General features: G+C 68.1%; 18 protein-coding genes. 11 read left to right on the top strand and 7 right to left on the bottom strand.

What is annotated here, in order from left to right; all coding sequences use genetic code 11:
- Positions 1-23: 23 nt before the first annotated feature.
- Positions 24-2201, bottom strand: a complete 2178-nt coding sequence (gene tkt, locus AB0M15_RS25655) for a transketolase (protein ID WP_363823944.1) — start codon at positions 2199-2201, stop codon at positions 24-26.
- Positions 2202-2686: 485 nt separating this feature from the next.
- Between tkt and AB0M15_RS25650 the strand changes: the two genes are divergently transcribed.
- Together AB0M15_RS25650 and AB0M15_RS25645 are read left to right on the top strand one after the other, a co-directional pair.
- The gene (locus AB0M15_RS25650; RefSeq protein ID WP_363824403.1) at positions 2687-3601 is read left to right on the top strand and encodes a heme o synthase; all 915 of its coding nucleotides are present in this window, start codon (positions 2687-2689) and stop codon (positions 3599-3601) included.
- Positions 3602-4597: 996 nt separating this feature from the next.
- Entirely contained in the window at positions 4598-5647 is a 1050-nt protein-coding gene (locus AB0M15_RS25645) for a ScyD/ScyE family protein (protein WP_363823943.1), read from the top strand.
- On the opposite strand, the gene AB0M15_RS25640 is transcribed toward AB0M15_RS25645, so the two are convergent.
- From AB0M15_RS25640 to AB0M15_RS25630, 3 genes are read right to left on the bottom strand one after another with little or no spacing between them, the layout of a single operon-like run.
- Complete coding sequence (locus AB0M15_RS25640; protein WP_363823941.1) at positions 5640-6566, bottom strand: COX15/CtaA family protein; 927 nt, start codon at positions 6564-6566, stop codon at positions 5640-5642. The two genes, AB0M15_RS25645 and AB0M15_RS25640, sit on opposite strands and share 8 nt — an antisense overlap.
- A 25-nt stretch (positions 6567-6591) precedes the next feature.
- A complete protein-coding gene (locus AB0M15_RS25635) occupies positions 6592-7371 on the bottom strand; it encodes an ABC transporter permease (protein ID WP_363823940.1) in 780 nt (259 codons plus the stop codon).
- A gap of 20 nt (positions 7372-7391) precedes the next feature.
- Positions 7392-8108: an ABC transporter ATP-binding protein gene (locus AB0M15_RS25630; protein ID WP_363823939.1), complete on the bottom strand. Its 717-nt coding sequence runs from the start codon at positions 8106-8108 to the stop codon at positions 7392-7394.
- A 160-nt stretch (positions 8109-8268) separates the two neighbouring features.
- On the opposite strand from AB0M15_RS25630, the gene AB0M15_RS25625 reads away from it, so the two are divergent.
- Genes AB0M15_RS25625 through AB0M15_RS25590 form a run of 8 tightly spaced genes read left to right on the top strand, consistent with a single transcriptional unit; the run spans position 8269 to position 14809 of the window.
- Entirely contained in the window at positions 8269-8964 is a 696-nt protein-coding gene (locus AB0M15_RS25625; protein WP_363824402.1) for a metalloregulator ArsR/SmtB family transcription factor, read from the top strand.
- A complete protein-coding gene (gene sufB, locus AB0M15_RS25620) occupies positions 8961-10373 on the top strand; it encodes a Fe-S cluster assembly protein SufB (RefSeq protein ID WP_328324179.1) in 1413 nt (470 codons plus the stop codon). Before AB0M15_RS25625 ends, sufB begins: the two co-directional genes overlap by 4 nt.
- A complete protein-coding gene (sufD, locus tag AB0M15_RS25615; RefSeq protein ID WP_363823938.1) occupies positions 10373-11563 on the top strand; it encodes a Fe-S cluster assembly protein SufD in 1191 nt (396 codons plus the stop codon). The genes sufB and sufD overlap by 1 nt, the downstream gene beginning before the upstream one ends.
- Positions 11564-11565: 2 nt before the next feature.
- On the top strand, positions 11566-11901 hold the full coding sequence (locus AB0M15_RS25610; protein ID WP_363823936.1) for a non-heme iron oxygenase ferredoxin subunit: 336 nt from the start codon (positions 11566-11568) through the stop codon (positions 11899-11901).
- Positions 11902-11925: 24 nt separating this feature from the next.
- Positions 11926-12690: a Fe-S cluster assembly ATPase SufC gene (gene sufC / locus AB0M15_RS25605; protein WP_363823933.1), complete on the top strand. Its 765-nt coding sequence runs from the start codon at positions 11926-11928 to the stop codon at positions 12688-12690.
- Positions 12687-13970, top strand: coding sequence for a cysteine desulfurase (locus AB0M15_RS25600; protein ID WP_363823931.1), 1284 nt, complete (start codon positions 12687-12689; stop codon positions 13968-13970). The genes sufC and AB0M15_RS25600 overlap by 4 nt, the downstream gene beginning before the upstream one ends.
- Position 13971: 1 nt before the next feature.
- Positions 13972-14430, top strand: coding sequence for a Fe-S cluster assembly sulfur transfer protein SufU (gene sufU, locus AB0M15_RS25595; protein WP_363823930.1), 459 nt, complete (start codon positions 13972-13974; stop codon positions 14428-14430).
- Entirely contained in the window at positions 14423-14809 is a 387-nt protein-coding gene (locus AB0M15_RS25590; protein ID WP_343972345.1) for a metal-sulfur cluster assembly factor, read from the top strand. The genes sufU and AB0M15_RS25590 overlap by 8 nt, the downstream gene beginning before the upstream one ends.
- 73 nt (positions 14810-14882) lie before the next feature.
- Here AB0M15_RS25590 and AB0M15_RS25585 read toward each other — a convergent pair whose 3' ends face one another.
- A complete protein-coding gene (locus AB0M15_RS25585; RefSeq protein WP_363823929.1) occupies positions 14883-15917 on the bottom strand; it encodes a hypothetical protein in 1035 nt (344 codons plus the stop codon).
- Positions 15918-16028: 111 nt separating this feature from the next.
- Between AB0M15_RS25585 and AB0M15_RS25580 the strand changes: the two genes are divergently transcribed.
- Complete coding sequence (locus AB0M15_RS25580) at positions 16029-16661, top strand: acVLRF1 family peptidyl-tRNA hydrolase (RefSeq protein ID WP_363823927.1); 633 nt, start codon at positions 16029-16031, stop codon at positions 16659-16661.
- Here the strand turns inward: AB0M15_RS25580 and AB0M15_RS25575 are convergent.
- Together AB0M15_RS25575 and AB0M15_RS25570 are read right to left on the bottom strand one after the other, a co-directional pair.
- Complete coding sequence (locus AB0M15_RS25575; protein ID WP_363823926.1) at positions 16646-17203, bottom strand: hypothetical protein; 558 nt, start codon at positions 17201-17203, stop codon at positions 16646-16648. The genes AB0M15_RS25580 and AB0M15_RS25575 overlap by 16 nt on opposite strands.
- A gap of 3 nt (positions 17204-17206) precedes the next feature.
- Positions 17207-17737, bottom strand: coding sequence for a hypothetical protein (locus AB0M15_RS25570; RefSeq protein WP_363823924.1), 531 nt, complete (start codon positions 17735-17737; stop codon positions 17207-17209).
- Positions 17738-17752: the final 15 nt, after the last annotated feature.

The raw sequence follows: 17752 nt of genomic DNA, 5'->3' as shown, positions 1-17752 counted from the left end.
AAGCCTCCGAATTTTGTCGTTGCTTAGTTGGCGGCGTAGGTGTCTGCCGGACCCACTGGCCCAGCCGCGGCACGTCCTGCCGGTACACCGCTGCCACCGAGCTCGGCTGCCGCGGCGATGCTGTCCTTTGCTGCCTGCACGACGGCTTCGGCCGTGATGCCGAACTCCGTGTACAACTTCTTGTAGTCGGCCGAAGCGCCGTAGTGCTCCAGGCTGACACTGCGCCCGGCGTCGCCGACCAGCTCGCGCCAGCCGAGCTTGATGCCGGCCTCGACCGACACGCGGGCCCGCACGCCGACCGGGATGACCGAGTTGCGGTACTCGTCGTCCTGCTCGTCGAACCACTCGCGCGACACCAGCGACACGACGCGGGCCTTGATGCCCTCGGCGGCCAGCGTCTTGCTCGCCTCGACGGCCAGCTGGACCTCCGAGCCGGTGCCGATCAGGATCACGTCGGGCGTACCGTCCGTGTCGAGCAGCGTGTACCCGCCCTTGTGCACGTTCTCCGTGGTCGCGTAGCCGTCGGTACCGCGCGGGTACGTGGGCACGTTCTGCCGGGTCAGCACCAGGCCGGCCGGGCGGTCGGTGTGCTCGAGGATGGTCGCCCAGGCGGCGGCCGTCTCGTTCGCGTCGGCCGGGCGGACCACGTCCAGGCCCGGGATCGCGCGCAGAGCGGCCAGGTGCTCCACCGGCTGGTGGGTCGGGCCGTCCTCGCCGAGGCCGATCGAGTCGTGCGTCCACACGTACGTCACCGGCAGCTTCATCAGCGCGGCCAGCCGGACCGCCGGGCGCATGTAGTCGCTGAACACCAGGAACGTGCCACCGTACGGACGGGTGCCGCCGTGCAGCGCGATGCCGTTCAGGATCGAGCCCATGCCGTGCTCGCGGATGCCGAAGTGCAGGACCCGGCCGTACTCGTTGCCCTGGAACTCCTTGGTGGCGTGCTCAGCCGGGATGAACGACGGCTGGCCCTTCGGAGTCGTGTTGTTGGAGCCGGACAGGTCGGCCGAACCGCCCCACAGCTCGGGCAGCGCCGGCGCGAGCTTCGTCAGCACCTCGCCGGATGCGGCCCGGGTGGCGACACCCTTCGCGTCGGCCTCCCAGGTCGGCAGCGCGTCCTTCCAGCCAGGGGTCAGTTCGTGCTTGTCCAGCCGGTCGAACAGGGCGGCCTGCTCGGGGGAGGCCTGCCGCCACGCGTCGTACTTCGTGGTCCACTCGGCCTGCAGCGCCTTGCCGCGGTCGAGCGCCTCGCGGGTGTGGGCGATCACGTCGTCGGCGACGTCGAAAGACTTCTCCGGGTCGAAGCCGAGCACCGTCTTGGTCGCGGCGACCTCGGCGGCACCCGCGGCCGAGCCGTGGATCTTGCCGGTGTTCTGGGCGTTCGGGGCCGGCCAGCCGATGATCGTGTGCAGCCGGATGAAGGTGGGCTTGTCGGTGACCGCGTGGCCCGCCTCGATCGCGTCGTACAGGGCCTGGACGTCTTCCTCGTAGCCCGTGCCGCCGTTGGTCCAGTCGACGTCGTGGACATCCCAGCCGTAGGCCGCGTAGCGGGCGGCGACGTCCTCGGAGAACGCGATGTTCGTGTCGTCCTCGATGGAGATCTTGTTGGCGTCGTAGATGACCGTGAGGTTGCCGAGCTGCTGGTGGCCCGCGAGGGACGAGGCCTCGGAGGAGACACCCTCCTCCAGGTCGCCGTCGGAGGCGATCACGTACACCCGGTGGTCGAAGAGACTGTCGCCCTTGGCCGTGTCCGGGTCGAGCAGACCGCGCTCACGGCGGGCCGCCATCGCCATCCCGACCGCGTTGCCGACGCCCTGGCCCAGCGGACCGGTGGTGGTCTCGACGCCGGGGGTGTGGCTGTACTCCGGGTGGCCAGGAGTCGCGCTGCCCCAGGTACGGAGCGACTTCAGGTCGTCGAGCTCCAGGCCGAAACCGGCCAGGTAGAGCTGGATGTAGAGGGTCAGGCTGGAGTGCCCGGCCGACAGCACGAAACGGTCGCGTCCGGCCCAGTGCGGGTCGGCGGGGTTGTGCCGCATCACCTTCTGGAACAGGAGGTAGGCCGCAGGGGCGAGGCTCATCGCCGTACCGGGGTGGCCGTTGCCGACCTTTTCCACGGCGTCCAGCGCGAGGACCCGCACGGTGTCGACCGCGCGCTTGTCGAGCTCGGTCCAGTCAAGCTTGGGGCTGGTCTTCTCCGTCACGCCGGCGGCGCTCCTCTCGATAGCTGCTGACACTGCAGACACTGACGCTCGAGGATCCGGCCGGACGCTTGCGTCCCACGCCGTCGCGCCCCCTCGCGTTACCGTGAGCGAGCCTACTCGCCCAGTCGTCCCGAGCCCTTCATACCTCCGCAACCGGGACCGGCCCGTCGTTGTTCCCCCGCGGCCCGGGGCGTCTGGCAGATCACATCGGTACCCCTCTCGACGGTGTCCACGCCTCTTATTCCACAGCTGGATTACCGCTGTCCGACGGGCGCGTTACTACGGCGCCACGGTTGTCCGGCGGACTGTCCGCGGCGGGTCGGCGACACCCCGGTGCGGGTGGGTGCAAAGGACTCCTACGGGGCGTCGTAGACTGTCGAACCGTCAGCGCCGGTCCCCGGCGTCAACCCACTCAGTTCGAGGTGTTCGTGACGGCCGTCGACCCGCGTCCAGCCGCGACGACGTCGTACCCGGCGCCGCTTCCGTTGGACCCAGCCCTCGAGGTATCCGGTCCGTCGGTACGCGACGTGATCAAGGCGTACGTCGGTCTGACCAAGCCGCGCATCATCGAGCTCCTGCTGATCACCACGGTTCCGGTGATGTTCCTGGCCGCCGGGGGAGTCCCCGGGCTGGGCGTCGTCGCCGCCACCCTGGTCGGCGGGATCCTGGCCGCCGGTAGCGCGAACACGATCAACTGCGTGCTCGACCGCGACATCGACGAGCAGATGCGCCGTACCCGCCGCCGCCCGCTGCCCCGGCACGCGGTCAGCCCGCGCTCGGCGACCGTCTTCGGCATCGTCCTGGGGATCCTGGCGACGATCGAGCTCGGCCTGCTGGTCAACTGGCTGTCGTCGCTGCTCGCGCTGGCGGCGAACGCCTTCTACGTCTTCGGGTACACGATGGTGCTGAAGCGGCGGACGGTCCAGAACATCGTCTGGGGCGGGATCGCGGGCTGCTTCCCGACCCTGATCGGCTGGACGTCCGTCACCGGCTCGCTCGCCTGGACGCCGCTGGTTCTCTTCGGTGTCGTCTTCTTCTGGACTCCGCCGCACACGTGGGCGCTGGCGATGCGCTACCGCGAGGACTACGCCTCGGTAGACGTCCCGATGCTCCCGGTAGTCGCCACTGCGGTCCAGACGGCCCGGCAGATCCTCGTCTACTCGATCGTCATGGTGATCACCTCGATCGCCCTCTGGCCGGTCGGCGGCACCGGCTGGGTCTACCCGCTCGCAGCCGTTGCCCTGGGCGTCGTCTTCCTCCGCGAAGCCTTCGCCCTCCTAGCCCGAGCCAACACCGGCGCCGACGGAGCAGCCCTCCGCCCGATGCGCCTGTTCCACTTCTCCAACATCTACCTGGCGCTCCTCTTCATAGCCGCAGCCATCGACCCGCTGCTGCGCTAGTACGCCGAAGCCCTCCCGCCGGTGTGGATGCGGGGTTGCCAATGGTGAGGGACTGTGGATCGCGTCGCCGGGCAACCCGCCAACCACGCCTCCCAGTCCAAGGGACTGTGGATGGCGTCGCGGGGCACCCCACCAACCACGCCTCCGACCCCAAGAGACCCTGGATCGCATCACTGGGCACCCTGCCAACCATGCCTCCCAGTCCATGGGGCTGTGGATCGCGTCGCCGGGCTGCTTGAGTGTCCTGGTCGTGGTGGTGTGCATCAAGGGCGCCATCGGCGTCCCTTCGGGATCGAACAAGTTCGACCCTTGACACACACCACCACGACCAGGGAAGGACGCAGCTATCTCGGAGCCGCTGAGAAGACCGGCCACAAATGAACGACGGGCCGGCCACCAAGGCCCGGCGCGCCCGTCATCCGGCCCGGGAACGGCACGGAGACTCCTGCAGGGTTGTCATCAGCCCATTCGGGCCATGTGACAGGAGCAACCTGCCCGATACGGCTCTCCCCAACCACCCTGCCCCGGACCGACACGCATGCACAACTCCCGGGAACCACCCGACACGCCGAGGTAAACGTTTGCCCGCCGAGTTGTGTATGCGCCCACGGCCGCCCGTTGCCCTCAGCAACCAAATCCAGCCGCCGTGCCGCCTCACCTCGCAACACGACCCGCCTTGCCCAAGTACCCCTTGGCTCAGACCTCTCCGCGGGAGCCCGCGAACCACAGTCCCTCAGCACAGCACCACGCAACCACACCGGCCTCACGGAAGTACCAGGTGCTGCGTATGCGAACTGCCCGATGGGGCAGAAGTGGTTGCCTGGTCGGCCTATGTGCCCTCGGTGTGCGGGTGGTGGCTGGGGGTTGTCCCGTTGACCTGAGCGGCGAGCGGTGTTGCCATGAAGGGTCCGTGGGGGGCGGCTCCACGCTGGGGGGACGGGGAATGTAGGGGGCACTGTGCGGAGTAGAACAGCACGAATAGCGGCGGTATCCGCGGTGGCGTTGGTTGGGACGGTGTTGGTGGCCGGGCAGGCGGACGGTACTGCGGGGCACAGCAGTTTGAAGCCGGTGGTTACCGGCCTGAATGGGCCGCGGGGCGTGGCGGCCAACGGGGCCAAGATCGTTTACAGCGTGGGCGATGGGTCGGTGTACGAGGCCTGGGGCTACGGGACCAACAAGGGGATCAGGAAGCTCGGTACCGTGCCGGGTGGCTTCCCGCCGGCGATCGATACGGATCGGTGGGGGCGGACGTACGCGCTGACCGGTGCTGGAGGAGAGCCGGGGCAGCCGCTCCCGCCAGGTAGCGCGACCTTGTTCAGGCTGCGGCCGGGGAAGGCGCCGGTCAAGGTGGCTGATATTGCGAAGTACCAGGCGCACGACCCGGATCCGTACAACCTGGCCGACGAGCCGACGGAGTCGAATCCGTTCGGGGTGGCCACGTTGCGCGACGGGACGGTGCTGGTGAGTGATGCCGCGGGCAACGACCTGTTGCGGGTCTGGCCGAACGGGAAGATCAAGACGGTCGCGAGACTGAAGCCGCGGGTCGTCAAGGCACCGGCTGAGTTCGGTGGTCAGCTGATGCCGGCTGAGGCGGTCGCAACGTCGGTGACAGTGGGATCTGACGGCTACTACTACGTGGGCGAGCTGCGTGGCTTCCCTGCGACGGCGGGGACGTCGGAGATCTGGCGGATCAAGCCGGGTTCAGTGGGCGCGGTCTGTGACCCGCTGAAGCCGAACAAGGGCAACTGCAAGCGGTACGCCGACGGCTACACGTCGATCGTCGACCTGGCCGGCGGTCCGCACGGCACGATCGCGGTCGTCGAGCTGGCCAAGAAGACCTGGCTGGCCGCCGAAGGCCCGAGCACCGAACCCGTGATCGGCTCGCTCTACCTGCAGTACCAGGGTCGGCACCACAAGGCCGGCTACAAGCGAGAACTTGCCAAGGGCAAGCTCGTCCTGCCGGCCGGCGCGGCGATCAACAGGTGGGGCGACGTGTTCGTCTCGTCGCCGCTCTTCGGTCCTGGCGCCGTTTACCGGGTTAAGTAGCAGGCGTTCCGCGTTCGCCGTACACCGCGGTGACCAGAGCGATCAGCAGGCCGGCCATGAACATGTGGACCAGTACCAGACCCCACGGCAGGCCGGTGAAGTACTGAGTGAAGCCGACCGCACCCTGTAGCAGCTCGACCGCCAGCAACCAGGCAGCGAGCTTGCGCAGGGTGCGGGAGGTCGCGGTCACCCGGGTCGCGATCACCAGAGCGATGGACACGCCCAGCAGGGCGAACACGCTGTCGGAGTGCAGCTGGCTGATGATCTCCGGGTCGAAGCCGTTCCGGCCCGTCTCCGGATCACCGGAGTGCGGCCCGGCGCCGGTGACAACGGTGCCGAGGGCAACGGTCAGCCAGACGCACACCACAGAAGCGGTTGCGAGCGCGCGGACCACCGGGGGAGTGTGCGGATAAGGGCTCGTGCGAGATCGCCGCATCATCGCCACGGTCAGCGTGATGATGATCGGCGACACCAGGAAATGCGCCGACACGATCCACGGGTTCAGCCCGGTGAGCACGCTGATCCCACCGATCACGGCCTGCAGCGGGACACCCAGCGCGGCCGCCGTCGCGAGCCGGCGCAGGTCGGTACGCCGGGGCCGGTACCGCATCACCACGAGCCAGGTACAGATCGCGACCGCCGCGACCACGAACCCGAGCATCCGGTTCCCGAACTCGATCGCGCCGTGGTACCCGAGCGCGCTGTGCGGGACGTACGACTCGTCGGTGCAGGACGGCCAGGTCGGGCAGCCCAGTCCGGAGCCGGTCAGCCGGACCAGTCCGCCGGTCACCACGATGCCGATGTTGACGATCACCGAGGTCCAGCCCCAGCGGCGGACGACGTCCAGACTCGGCTCTGGTACCAGTCGCCAGAATCCGCTGACGGGCTCGGTCGGGTGGGTGGGCGCTTCCGTGGTCACCGGCACACTCTAGAGAAGGCCTTGCTCAGTCCCACCGGAAGGTCCGGGACACCAGGTATCCGAGCACCGCCGCCCACAAGGCCAGGGACAGTGCGGCGGCCCACGGCACAACGCCTTCCAGGGTGGAGTTCGCCAGCCCATTGGCCAGCGCAGCGCTCGGCAGCAGCCGTACTACGCTCTGCATGCTCTCCGGGTACTCGTCGACCGGCGTCATGATCGCGCCGCCGACCAACAGCAGCAGGTACAGGAGATTCGCGGCAGCCAGAGTCGCCTCAGCTCGCAGTACGCCGGCCATGAGCAACCCAAGTGAGGCGAAGGCCGCAGTACCGCACAGCACCATCAGTCCGACGCCGAAGACGGCAGTAGCCCCACCAACCGGCTTCCAGCCCAGGGCGAACCCTGCGATGACCAGCACTGTCAGCTGGATCACCTGGATCGCCAGGACCGACCCGATCTTCCCGGCCAGCAGTCCAGTGCGAGACAGGGGAGAGGCGCCCAGTCGCTTGATGACGCCGTACCGCCGCTCGAACCCAGTAGCGATGGCCAGTGACGTGAACGACGTCGACAACACGGCCAGTGCAAGCACCCGCGGTACTGCGAGGTCCACCGCCGGCCCGTCGCCGAGCGGGAGCCGGTCACCCAGACCAGTACCGCCCAGGAGCAGCAGTAACCCCAGCGGGATCACCAGAGCGAGCAGCAGTTGCTCTCCGTTGCGCAGCAGCAGCCGGAACTCCATCACCGCATGCGAATAGACCTTGCGTGGCCAGGGGGCGGAACCGGGATGCGGGACGTAGGTAGTAGCCACTTGCTCTCCCGACGTAGTGCTCACTTGCTCTCCCGGGCCGTCAGCGCCAGGTAGACGTCTTCGAGCGACTTGGCGCCGTGCTCGGTCAGTGCGTCGGGACTGCCGGAGGCGATCACTTTGCCGGCCGACACCACATGCACCTGGTCGGACAGTTGCTCCGCCTCGTCCATCGCATGCGTGGTCAGCACCACAGTGACGCCGTCGTCGCGCAGATCCCGGATCAGCTGCCAGATCTCCCGGCGCCCGTGCGGGTCCAGCCCGGTCGTCGGCTCGTCGAGGAACACGATCTCCGGCCGCCCGACGATCGCCATCGCCAGCGACAACCGCTGCTTCTGCCCACCGGACAACCGCCGGTACGGCGTACGCCCACAAGTACCCAGATCGAGTCGCTCGACCAAGGCCGGCAACTCCAATGGATGGCTGTGCAGCGAAGCGACGTACCGGAGCATCTCCAGCGCGCGGACTCCCGACCAGGAGCCGCCCTCCTGCAGCATCACGCCGATCCGGGGCATCAGCTCGTCATGGTCGGCGATCGGGTCCAGCCCGAGCACCCGGACCTGACCCGAGTCCGGCCGGCGGAAGCCTTCGCAGCTCTCCACCGTGGTCGTCTTGCCGGCTCCGTTGGGGCCGAGCACGGACGTCACTGTTCCGCCGGTTACGGTGAGACTGAGCCCGTCGACAGCGGCCTTCTCGCCGTACCGGACGACGAGGTTGTCGATCTCCACCGCGACTGGCACAAGTGCAGCGTAGTAAACGCCTTGACGTGACGCTGCTCACGGTCACCCCAAGTGGCAGGCGCGGCGGTGTGAACCGGTTAGGGCAGCCTTATTTGAAGGGCTCCGGCAATTAGGTGACACTGATGTTGTGAAAACTTCCGCGCAGACCAGCACGGCCCCGGTGGGCACCGCTGTCGCGCGGGACGAGTCCACCCGGGACCGGGTCGCCCGCTCGATCCTGACCAACGGGCCGTCCAGCGCCGCGGTGCTGGCCGAAAGACTCGAACTGACCCCGGCGGCGGTCCGCCGGCACCTCGACCACCTGCTCGAAGCGGGCCTGGTCGAGAGCCGCGAGGAGCGTGTCTACGGCCCCCGTGGCCGTGGCCGTCCCGCCAAGGTCTTCGTGCTGACCGACACCGGCCGGCACGACTTCCACCAGGCCTACGACGACCTGGCCGCGACCGCGCTCCGCTTCATCGCGGAGTCCGGTGGCGACGAGGCCGTCGTGGAGTTCGCCCGGCAGCGGGTGGCCGACGTGGAAACGCGGTACCGGGAGCTGCTGGCGGCCGCTCCCGAGAGTGACAAGGCGCAGGTGCTGGCCGAGGCGCTCACCGCGGATGGTTATGCCGCCTCGACCATGCAGGCCGGTGCCGGCGAGCAGCTTTGCCAGCACCACTGCCCGGTCGCGCACGTGGCCGAGCAGTTCCCCCAGCTGTGCGAGGCCGAGACCGAGGTGTTCTCGAGACTCCTCGGCCGGCACGTCCAGCGACTGGCCACCATCGCCCACGGCGACGGTGTCTGCACGACGCACATTCCCGGTGCCCCGGCATCGGTTTCCCCTGTATCCGACAGCGAATCTGCGAGGACCACTCGATGACGCAAACCGCTCACCCCGAGCTCGAAGGGCTCGGCACGTACAAGTTCGGCTGGTCCGACAGTGACGCTGCCGGTTCCATCGCCAAGCGCGGCCTCAGCGCCGATGTGGTGCGGGGCATCTCCACGCTGAAGAACGAGCCGGAGTGGATGCTGGACCTGCGGATGAAGGGCCTGAAGCTCTTCGACCGCAAGCCGATGCCGTCGTGGGGCGCCGATCTGTCCGGGATCGACTTCGACAACATCAAGTACTTCGTCCGCTCGACGGAGAAGCAGGCCACCAGCTGGGAAGAGCTGCCCGAGGACATCAAGAACACCTACGACCGGCTCGGCATCCCCGAGGCGGAGAAGCAGCGCCTGGTGGCCGGCGTCGCCGCTCAGTACGAGTCCGAGGTCGTCTACCACCAGATCCGCGAGGACCTGGAGGCCCAGGGCGTCATCTTCATGGACACCGACACCGGCCTGCGCGAGCACCCGGAGCTTTTCCAGGAGTACTTCGGCTCGGTCATCCCGGTCGGCGACAACAAGTTCGCCGCGCTGAACACGGCGGTCTGGTCCGGCGGCTCGTTCATCTACGTGCCCAAGGGCGTCAAGGTGGACATCCCGCTGCAGGCCTACTTCCGGATCAACACCGAGAACATGGGCCAGTTCGAGCGGACCCTGATCATCGTCGACGAGGACGCCTACGTTCACTACGTCGAGGGCTGTACGGCGCCGATCTACAAGTCGGACTCGCTGCACTCGGCCGTGGTCGAGATCATCGTGAAGAAGGGCGCCCGCTGCCGCTACACGACGATCCAGAACTGGTCGAACAACGTCTACAACCTGGTCACCAAGCGCGCCACCTGTGAAGAGGGCGCGACGATGGAGTGGATCGACGGCAACATCGGTTCCAAGGTGACGATGAAGTACCCGGCCGTGTACCTGATGGGCGAGCACGCCAAGGGCGAGACGCTGTCGATCGCGTTCGCCGGCGAGGGCCAGCACCAGGACGCCGGCTCCAAGATGGTCCACAACGCGCCGTACACGTCCAGCTCGATCATCTCGAAGTCGGTCGCCCGCGGCGGTGGCCGGACGTCGTACCGGGGTCTGGTCGAGGTGGCGCCGGGCGCGCACCACAGCAAGTCCACGGTGCGCTGCGACGCGCTGCTGATCGACACGATCAGCCGCTCCGACACCTACCCGTACGTCGACGTCCGCGAGGACGACGTCGCGATGGGGCACGAGGCGACCGTCTCCAAGGTCAGCGATGACCAGCTCTTCTACCTGATGAGCCGCGGGATGGCCGAGGACGAGGCGATGGCGATGATCGTCCGCGGCTTCATCGAGCCGATCGCCCGCGAGCTCCCGATGGAGTACGCGCTGGAACTGAACCGACTGATCGAGCTGCAGATGGAAGGGGCCGTCGGCTGATGTCAGCCACCGAAACCCTGGTTGCGACCGGTAACCAGGCGCACTCCCACGGACCGGGCTCCCCGGTGCCGTTGCAGGCCCGGAGCGAGCGGACCACGTCGTACGACGTGGCCGACTTCCCGGTGCCGAACGGCCGTGAAGAGGAGTGGCGCTTCACCCCGGTCAAGGCCCTCAAGGCGCTGTTCGCCGACGAGGCCGGCACCGAGACCCCGAAGATCGACGGCCACGGCCCCGAGGGCGTCGTCCTCGAAGGCATCGCGGCCGACGCCGTCAAGGCGCTCACCCCGCAGGACCGGATCGCCGCCGTCGCCTGGAACCAGGCCGGCCAGACGCACGCCGTCCGGATCCCGGTCGAGGCCGAGCTGTCCGAGCCGGTGCACGTGAACGTCGCCAGCCTCGGCGGCCGCGGCTTCGGCCACCTGGTGATCGAGGCCGGCCGGCACAGCCGGGCGACCGTGATCATCGACCACACCGGCAGCGGGGAGTACGCCGGCAACGTCGAGATCGTCGTCGGCGACGGCGCCGAGCTGCGGGTCGTGTCGATCCAGCAGAGCGACAACGAGTCGATCCACATCGGCCAGCACGACGCCGTGATCGGCCGCGACGCGAAGCTCAACCACGTCGCCGTCACGCTCGGCGGCAAGATCGTCCGGCTGTCCACCAACGTCCGGTACGCCGGTCCGGGTGGTGACGCCGAACTGCTCGGCGTGTACTTCGCGGAGACCGACCAGCACCACGAGAACCGGCTGTTCGTCGACCACGAGGCGATCAACTGCAAGTCGAACGTGCTCTACAAGGGCGCGCTGGCCGGCGACCGGGCCCGCTCGGTGTGGATCGGCGACGTGCTGATCCGGGCCGCGGCCGAGGGCACCAACACCTTCGAGCTGAACCGGAACCTGGTGCTCACCGACGGCGCCCGCGCCGACTCGGTGCCGAACCTGGAGATCGAGACCGGCGAGATCGAGGGTGCCGGGCACGCCTCGGCGACCGGCCGGTTCGACGACGAGCAGCTGTTCTACCTGCAGGCCCGCGGCATCCCCGAGGACGAGGCCCGGCGACTGGTGGTGTCCGGCTTCTTCAACGACATCATCGGCCGGATCGGCGTGCCCGAGGTGACCGAGCACCTGCACGACGTGATCGAGCAGAAGCTGGCCCGGGCGGCTGAGCTGAGCGCGGCGGCCAAGGCCTGAGCATGAGCGATTCGTTCGAACGCGCGTGCGCGGTGGCCGACGTTCCCGACGAAGGGGTCGTCGCCGCCGAGGTCGGCGGGGTGGAGGTGGCCGTCGTGAAGAGCGAGGGCCAGTACTTCGCCGTCCGCGACGAGTGCTCGCACGCGCAGATCCAGCTGTCCGAGGGCGACGTCGGCAACTGCGAGATCGAGTGCTGGCTGCACGGCTCGCGGTTCAGCCTGAAGACCGGCGAACCGCTCAGCCTGCCGGCCTACGACCCGGTCCCGGTCTACCCGGTCCGCGTCGACGGCGACGATCTGCTGGTCGATGTCAAAAACCCCCTGAACCAGGCTTCCTAGCAAAGACGGAGATAGAAGAAACCCATGGCGACACTCGAGATCCGCGACCTGCACGTGTCGGTCGACACCGAGAACGGCCCGAAGGAGATCCTGCGCGGCGTCGACCTGACCATCGCCGGTGGTCAGACGCACGCGATCATGGGCCCGAACGGTTCCGGCAAGTCCACGCTGGCGTACTCGATCGCCGGCCACCCGAAGTACAACGTCACCAGCGGCACCGTGACGCTGGACGGCGAGGACGTGCTGGACATGGCCGTCGACGAGCGCGCCCGGGCCGGCCTCTTCCTGGCCATGCAGTACCCGGTCGAGGTCCCCGGTGTGTCGGTGTCGAACTTCCTGCGCACCGCCAAGACCGCGATCGACGGCGAGGCGCCGAAGCTGCGGACCTGGGTCAAGGACGTCAACAAGGCCCTGGCCGACCTGGACATGGACCCCGACTTCGGCACCCGGAACGTGAACGAGGGCTTCTCCGGTGGTGAGAAGAAGCGGCACGAGATCGTCCAGCTCGAGCTGCTCGACCCGAAGATCGCGATCCTCGACGAGACCGACTCCGGCCTCGACATCGACGCGCTGAAGATCGTCTCCACCGGCGTCAACCGGTTCGCGGAGAAGGGTGACAAGGGCGTTCTGCTGATCACCCACTACACCCGGATCCTGCGCTACATCACGCCGGACTTCGTGCACGTCTTCGTCGACGGCAAGGTCGCCGAAGAGGGCGGCGCCGAGCTCGCCGACGAGCTCGAGGCGAACGGCTACGAGCGCTTCCTGAAAACAGGCGCCAAGGCATGACCACCGCTCCGCGGCGGACCTTCAGCAGTCCGCTGACTCCATTTTCGAGTCCTTTGGACGTGCAATCGGTCCGGGCGGACTTCCCCATCCTGTCTCGTGAGCTGGCCGGCGGTTATCCGCTGGTCTACCTCGACTCGGCGAACTCCTCGCAGAAGCCGCGCCAGGTCGTGAAGGCGATCGAGGATCACTACCTGATCCACAACGCCAACGTGGCCCGCGCCATGCACCAGCTCGGTGCCGAGGCGACCGCGGCGTACGAGGGCGGCCGGGACAAGGTGGCGGCCTTCATCGGCGCGACCAACCGGGACGAGATCGTCTTCACCAAGAACGCCTCCGAGGCGCTCAACCTGGCCGCGCACACGCTCGGCGCGTCGCTGATGCCGGGGGACGAGGTGCTCATCACGGAGATGGAGCACCACAGCAACATCGTCCCGTGGCAGCTCGCCTGTGAGCGGACCGGCGCGACGCTGCGCTGGTTCGGCGTCACCGAGGAGGGCCGGCTCGACCTCAGCAACATCGAGGAGCTGATCAACGAGCACACCAAGGTCGTCTCGCTTACCTGGGTGTCGAACGCGCTCGGGACGATCAACCCGGTCACCGAGATCGCCGCCAAGGCCCACGCGGTCGGCGCGACGGTCGTGGTCGACGCTTCGCAGGCGGTGCCGCAGTTCCCGGTCGACGTCTCGACGCTCGGTGCGGACCTGCTCGCGTTCACCGGCCACAAGGCTGTTGGGCCGACCGGTATCGGCGTGCTCTGGGGCCGGTACGACTTGCTCGCCTCGTTGCCGCCGTTCCTCGGTGGTGGCGAGATGATCGAGGTCGTCCGGATGACCGGCTCGACCTATGCGCCGCCGCCGGCTCGCTTCGAGGCCGGTACGCCGCCGATCGCGCAGGCCGTCGGACTCGGCGCAGCGCTCGACTACCTGGCCGGCATCGGGATGGAGAAGGTCGCGGCGCACGAGCAGGCCATCACGGCGTACGCACTGGAAGGGTTGCAGACGGTGCCGGGGCTGAAGATCCTGGGGCCGACCGACATCGCGGACCGCGGTGGAGCGATCAGCTTCGAGCTGGACGGTGTGCACCCGCACGATGTGTCGACGGTGCTGGACACCCGCGGCATCGCAGTACGGGCCGGGCACCACTGCGCGCGGCCGGTGCACGAGCGGTTCGGAATGCAATCGTCGACCAGAGCGTCTTTCTACCTGTACACGACTCCCGCCGAGATCGACGCGCTCGTCGACGGGCTCGGCTTCGTCCGGTCATTCTTCAAGGTGGACTGATATGCAGCTCGACAGCCTGTACCAAGAGATCATCCTGGATCACTACCGGAGCCCGCACCACGCGGGGCTGTCGGACCCGTACGACGTGGAGGTGCACCACGTGAACCCGTCCTGCGGGGACGAGGTCACGCTGCGCGTCGAGCTCGACGGGGACACCGTGACGGGCGTGACGCACAACAGCGTCGGCTGCTCGATCAGCCAGGCGGCCACCTCGGTGATGAGCGACCTGGTGATCGGCAAGCCGGTCGCCGAGGGCATGGCGACGTACGAGAAGTTCCTGGAACTGATGCAGGGCCGGGGGAATGTCGAACCGGACGAAGAGGTTCTGGAAGACGGCGTCGCCTTCGCGGGTGTCGCGCAGTTCCCGGCCCGGGTGAAGTGCGCACTGCTGGGCTGGTCAGCCTGGCGGGACGCGACCGCTCAGGCACTCGCGAAGAAAGAAGGAGCCAGCAATGTCTGACCAGACCGACGAGAAGATCGAGCTGCCCGAGGTCGACCTCGAGGCCGCCGCGCAGCCGGCTGGTACCTCTCCGGTCGCCGTCGAGGACGTCACCGAGGCGCTCAAGGACGTCGTCGACCCCGAGCTCGGGATCAACGTCGTCGACCTCGGCCTGATCTACGGCGTCACCGTGGACGACAGCAACACCGCGATCATCGACATGACCCTGACGTCCGCGGCCTGCCCGCTGACCGACGTGATCGAGGACCAGACCCGGATGTCCCTGGACGGCCTGGTCAACGACTTCCGGATCAACTGGGTCTGGATGCCGCCGTGGGGCCCCGAGAAGATCACCGACGACGGCCGCGACCAGCTCCGCGCCCTCGGCTTCAACGTCTGAGATCTCACTGAATCTGCGCTAGCCCGGGTCAGGTGGCCCGGGCTTTCGCATGCCCCGATCGGTTCCCTCGGCGCTACTCGAACTGCAGCGTCAGGGTCGCCTCGAGGTCAGGGACATGGGCGGCGACGGCCTTGATCACGGCTTCTCCGACCGCGCCCGCGGAAGCGCGCTCGACCGGGATGGGCCACGATCTGTCCGACAGGCCGGGGAACGTCGCCCGGGCCGGAACCTTCGCCACCGGGGTTTTGCCGGTCGTCGTCAGATCGACCATCAGGCCGGCCATCGGCGCCGGGGCCGGGAGGCGGAGGATCAGGTAGACCTTGTCCTTCCCGCTGGGAACCCGCTGGCTGGGAGCGCCTTTGAAGGTCATTCTCGCCGCGAGAGTCCTGACCTGAAGCCGGTCCCGGATCTGGGCGATGGGCACCGCGTAGCCCTTGGTGAAGTCCGCGGAGGCCGCGACCAGAAGTCCGACCACCTGGTTCTGGATGCTGACCACGACCGAGCCCGAATCGCCGTTCTCACCGAACGTCCCCTCGTTCGCGGTGATCTCGAGCAGACCCTTGAGTTCGTACTTGCGGTCGCCGTCGATGAAGCTCACGGTCTGGTGGCTGGCGGTCACCTTGCCGTGGGTGATGCCGGTCTCCGATCCACGCTTGCTGACCGGGTAGTGCCCGATCTCGTCCGCGGTGACGTCGTGCTCGCCCAGTACGGCTCCCAGCCCGATGATCTGGGGGAGGAACTTGTCGTCGTAGCGCAGCAGGTCGGAGATCGCGAAGTCTCCGTGCTCGTCCTCCGTGCCGCTGACGGCGAGTTGCACCCAGCCGATCCGGTCGTTGTCGATGTCGTACGGCTGACCGACACCCGTGCCGACCGGGCCGACGACGTGTTCGGCGGACAGCGCGTACGTGCCGCCGTGCTGCAGCGCTGGGTTGTTCCCGTCCGGCCCGCCGTCGGGCCCGGTGTAGGTCACCGCGCAACCGATGCTTCCGTAGATGATGTCGATCCCGGAAACCCGCTCTGTGTAGCAGCCGCCCTGCAAGGGGCGGATCTTCTGTTTGTCGTAGTACGCGTCGACCTCTTCGATCTCCTCGATCTCCTGTGCGGTCATGGCTGGGCTCCGTTCGACTCGATGAGGTAACGCAACGTATTCGAGCGTAACGCGCGGTAGCCGAAGTGGCACCGGCAGCTTTGGCCAGCTGGGATGGGCTAGCGTCGGCGGGTGACTCGAATCGTGTCGGTGGGGCCTGAGCGGCTGGAGCGGTGGCTGGCCGGCTTCAGCGAGCGCCATGGCGTGACGTCGTACGACGTGACGGCCGCCCGGCTGATTGCAGTCGCGGAGGATGGGGCGCAGGCGGAGATCGCCGTACCGTTCGGGCCGTTGGAGGAGTTGAGTGCGGCTGGGCTGGTTGCGCATGCGCTCCAGGACCGGCGGCTAGGGGTGTTGCTGGTACGCCGCGGTGGCTATGGCGCAGGCGTGTTCGACGGACCCAAGTTGATCGACTCCAAGGTCGGCTCGAGACATGTCCAGGGCACGACGAAGGCTGGTGGGTGGTCGCAGCAGCGGTTTGCCCGGCGGCGGGACAATCAGGCCCGGGAGGCGTTCAACGCGGCGACCGAGGTGGCGGTACGGATTCTGGCGCCGGCCAAGCTCGACGTGCTCGTGTGTGGGGGAGACCGGAAGGCGATCGACACCGTGCTGGAGGATCCGCGGTTGAAGGCGTTGCGGCCGTTGGTCCGGCCGCCGTTTCTCGGGGTGGCCGATCCGAAGCAGAAGGTGCTGGAGCAGGCTGGTGTGGATGCTCGCGCGATCAGGATCGAGCTGACGGACCCACCGGCTCAGGCTGGGCCGTAGAGGGCGCGGAAGTCGTCGAGGGTGCCTCGGTAGTACTGGAGGTCGTCGATCAGCTTGCCGCGGGTGAGCATCTGCGGGTTCTGGGCGCGGGTCTGCGTGCCCAGGTCGGACCACACGCCGGCGTCGGGGACGTCCTCGGCGCCCTCGGGCAGGAACTTCAGGGCCTCGCCGACCGCGTCGGCGGCGAACTCCCAGTTCAGCTCGACGCTGTTGCGGTCCTGGTCGGGTTCGCCGGTGTAGGCGAGGTCGGCCGTCATCGCCCGGCGCGCGAAGGTCTCCGCGACCAGCACCCACTGCGCCGCGTCGACGAGCGACGAGACCCCGAGGCCGAAGCGCGAGCCGACCGTCCTGGCCGCCTGTTCGGACGCGTACGGCACCGAGATCGAGCCGGCCGTCGTGGTCAGCGTCCAGGCATCGTCGCCCTCGACGGCGTTCACACCCGGCTGGATCGGTGCGGGCTCGGCCGCCGGCAGCGACTCGTCGCTCGCGGTCGTCAAGCTCACGTAGACCTGCGCCTCGGCCAGCGTCCTTGCGGTCAGCATCGGTTAGTTCGCTCCTGTTTCCCGTACGAGTTCGGAATACGTGTCATGGACCACCAGCAGGCGGTCCAGCCGGAACCTACCCGGTTCGGCGTCGAATACCCGGCGACCCTGCGGTGTCCAGAACTCATCGGCCGGTACGCCGTCCCGCCCGGCCGGCACGAATTTGATCACCTCACCGACCGCCGCCCGCGCAATCGACAGCGCGATCCGTGCCTCGCCCGGATCCACCGGCACCTCGCCGGCAGCCTGATCGGCCACCGCCATCCACTGCCCCGCGTCGAGCAGCTCCGAAGGCTCCGTACCTCCGAACGTCGGCCACGAGTCAGGCGCAGTCTCCCGAGCAGGCAGCCCGAAGAGGTACTCGCGCTCAGCGTCACACCCAGGGCAGACCGCCGAATAGCTGATCGTCAGCTCGCCGTCGACCTCGATCAGCGCATGCTCCCAAGGTGCCTCGACCGAACCGCAGTCCGGGCAGGGCTGCAGCTCGAGGTAGAGATACGCCTCGTCCCTCGTGCGTGCGACCGCGAACGCCATCGGTCTCCCTCTCGT

This window comes from Kribbella sp. NPDC051718 (genome assembly GCF_040681515.1).
In the GTDB taxonomy this organism is placed as follows: Bacteria; Actinomycetota; Actinomycetes; order Propionibacteriales; family Kribbellaceae; genus Kribbella.
The sequence above is the reverse complement of the archived record's forward strand: the minus strand, read 5'-3'. Positions and strand labels throughout refer to the sequence as shown.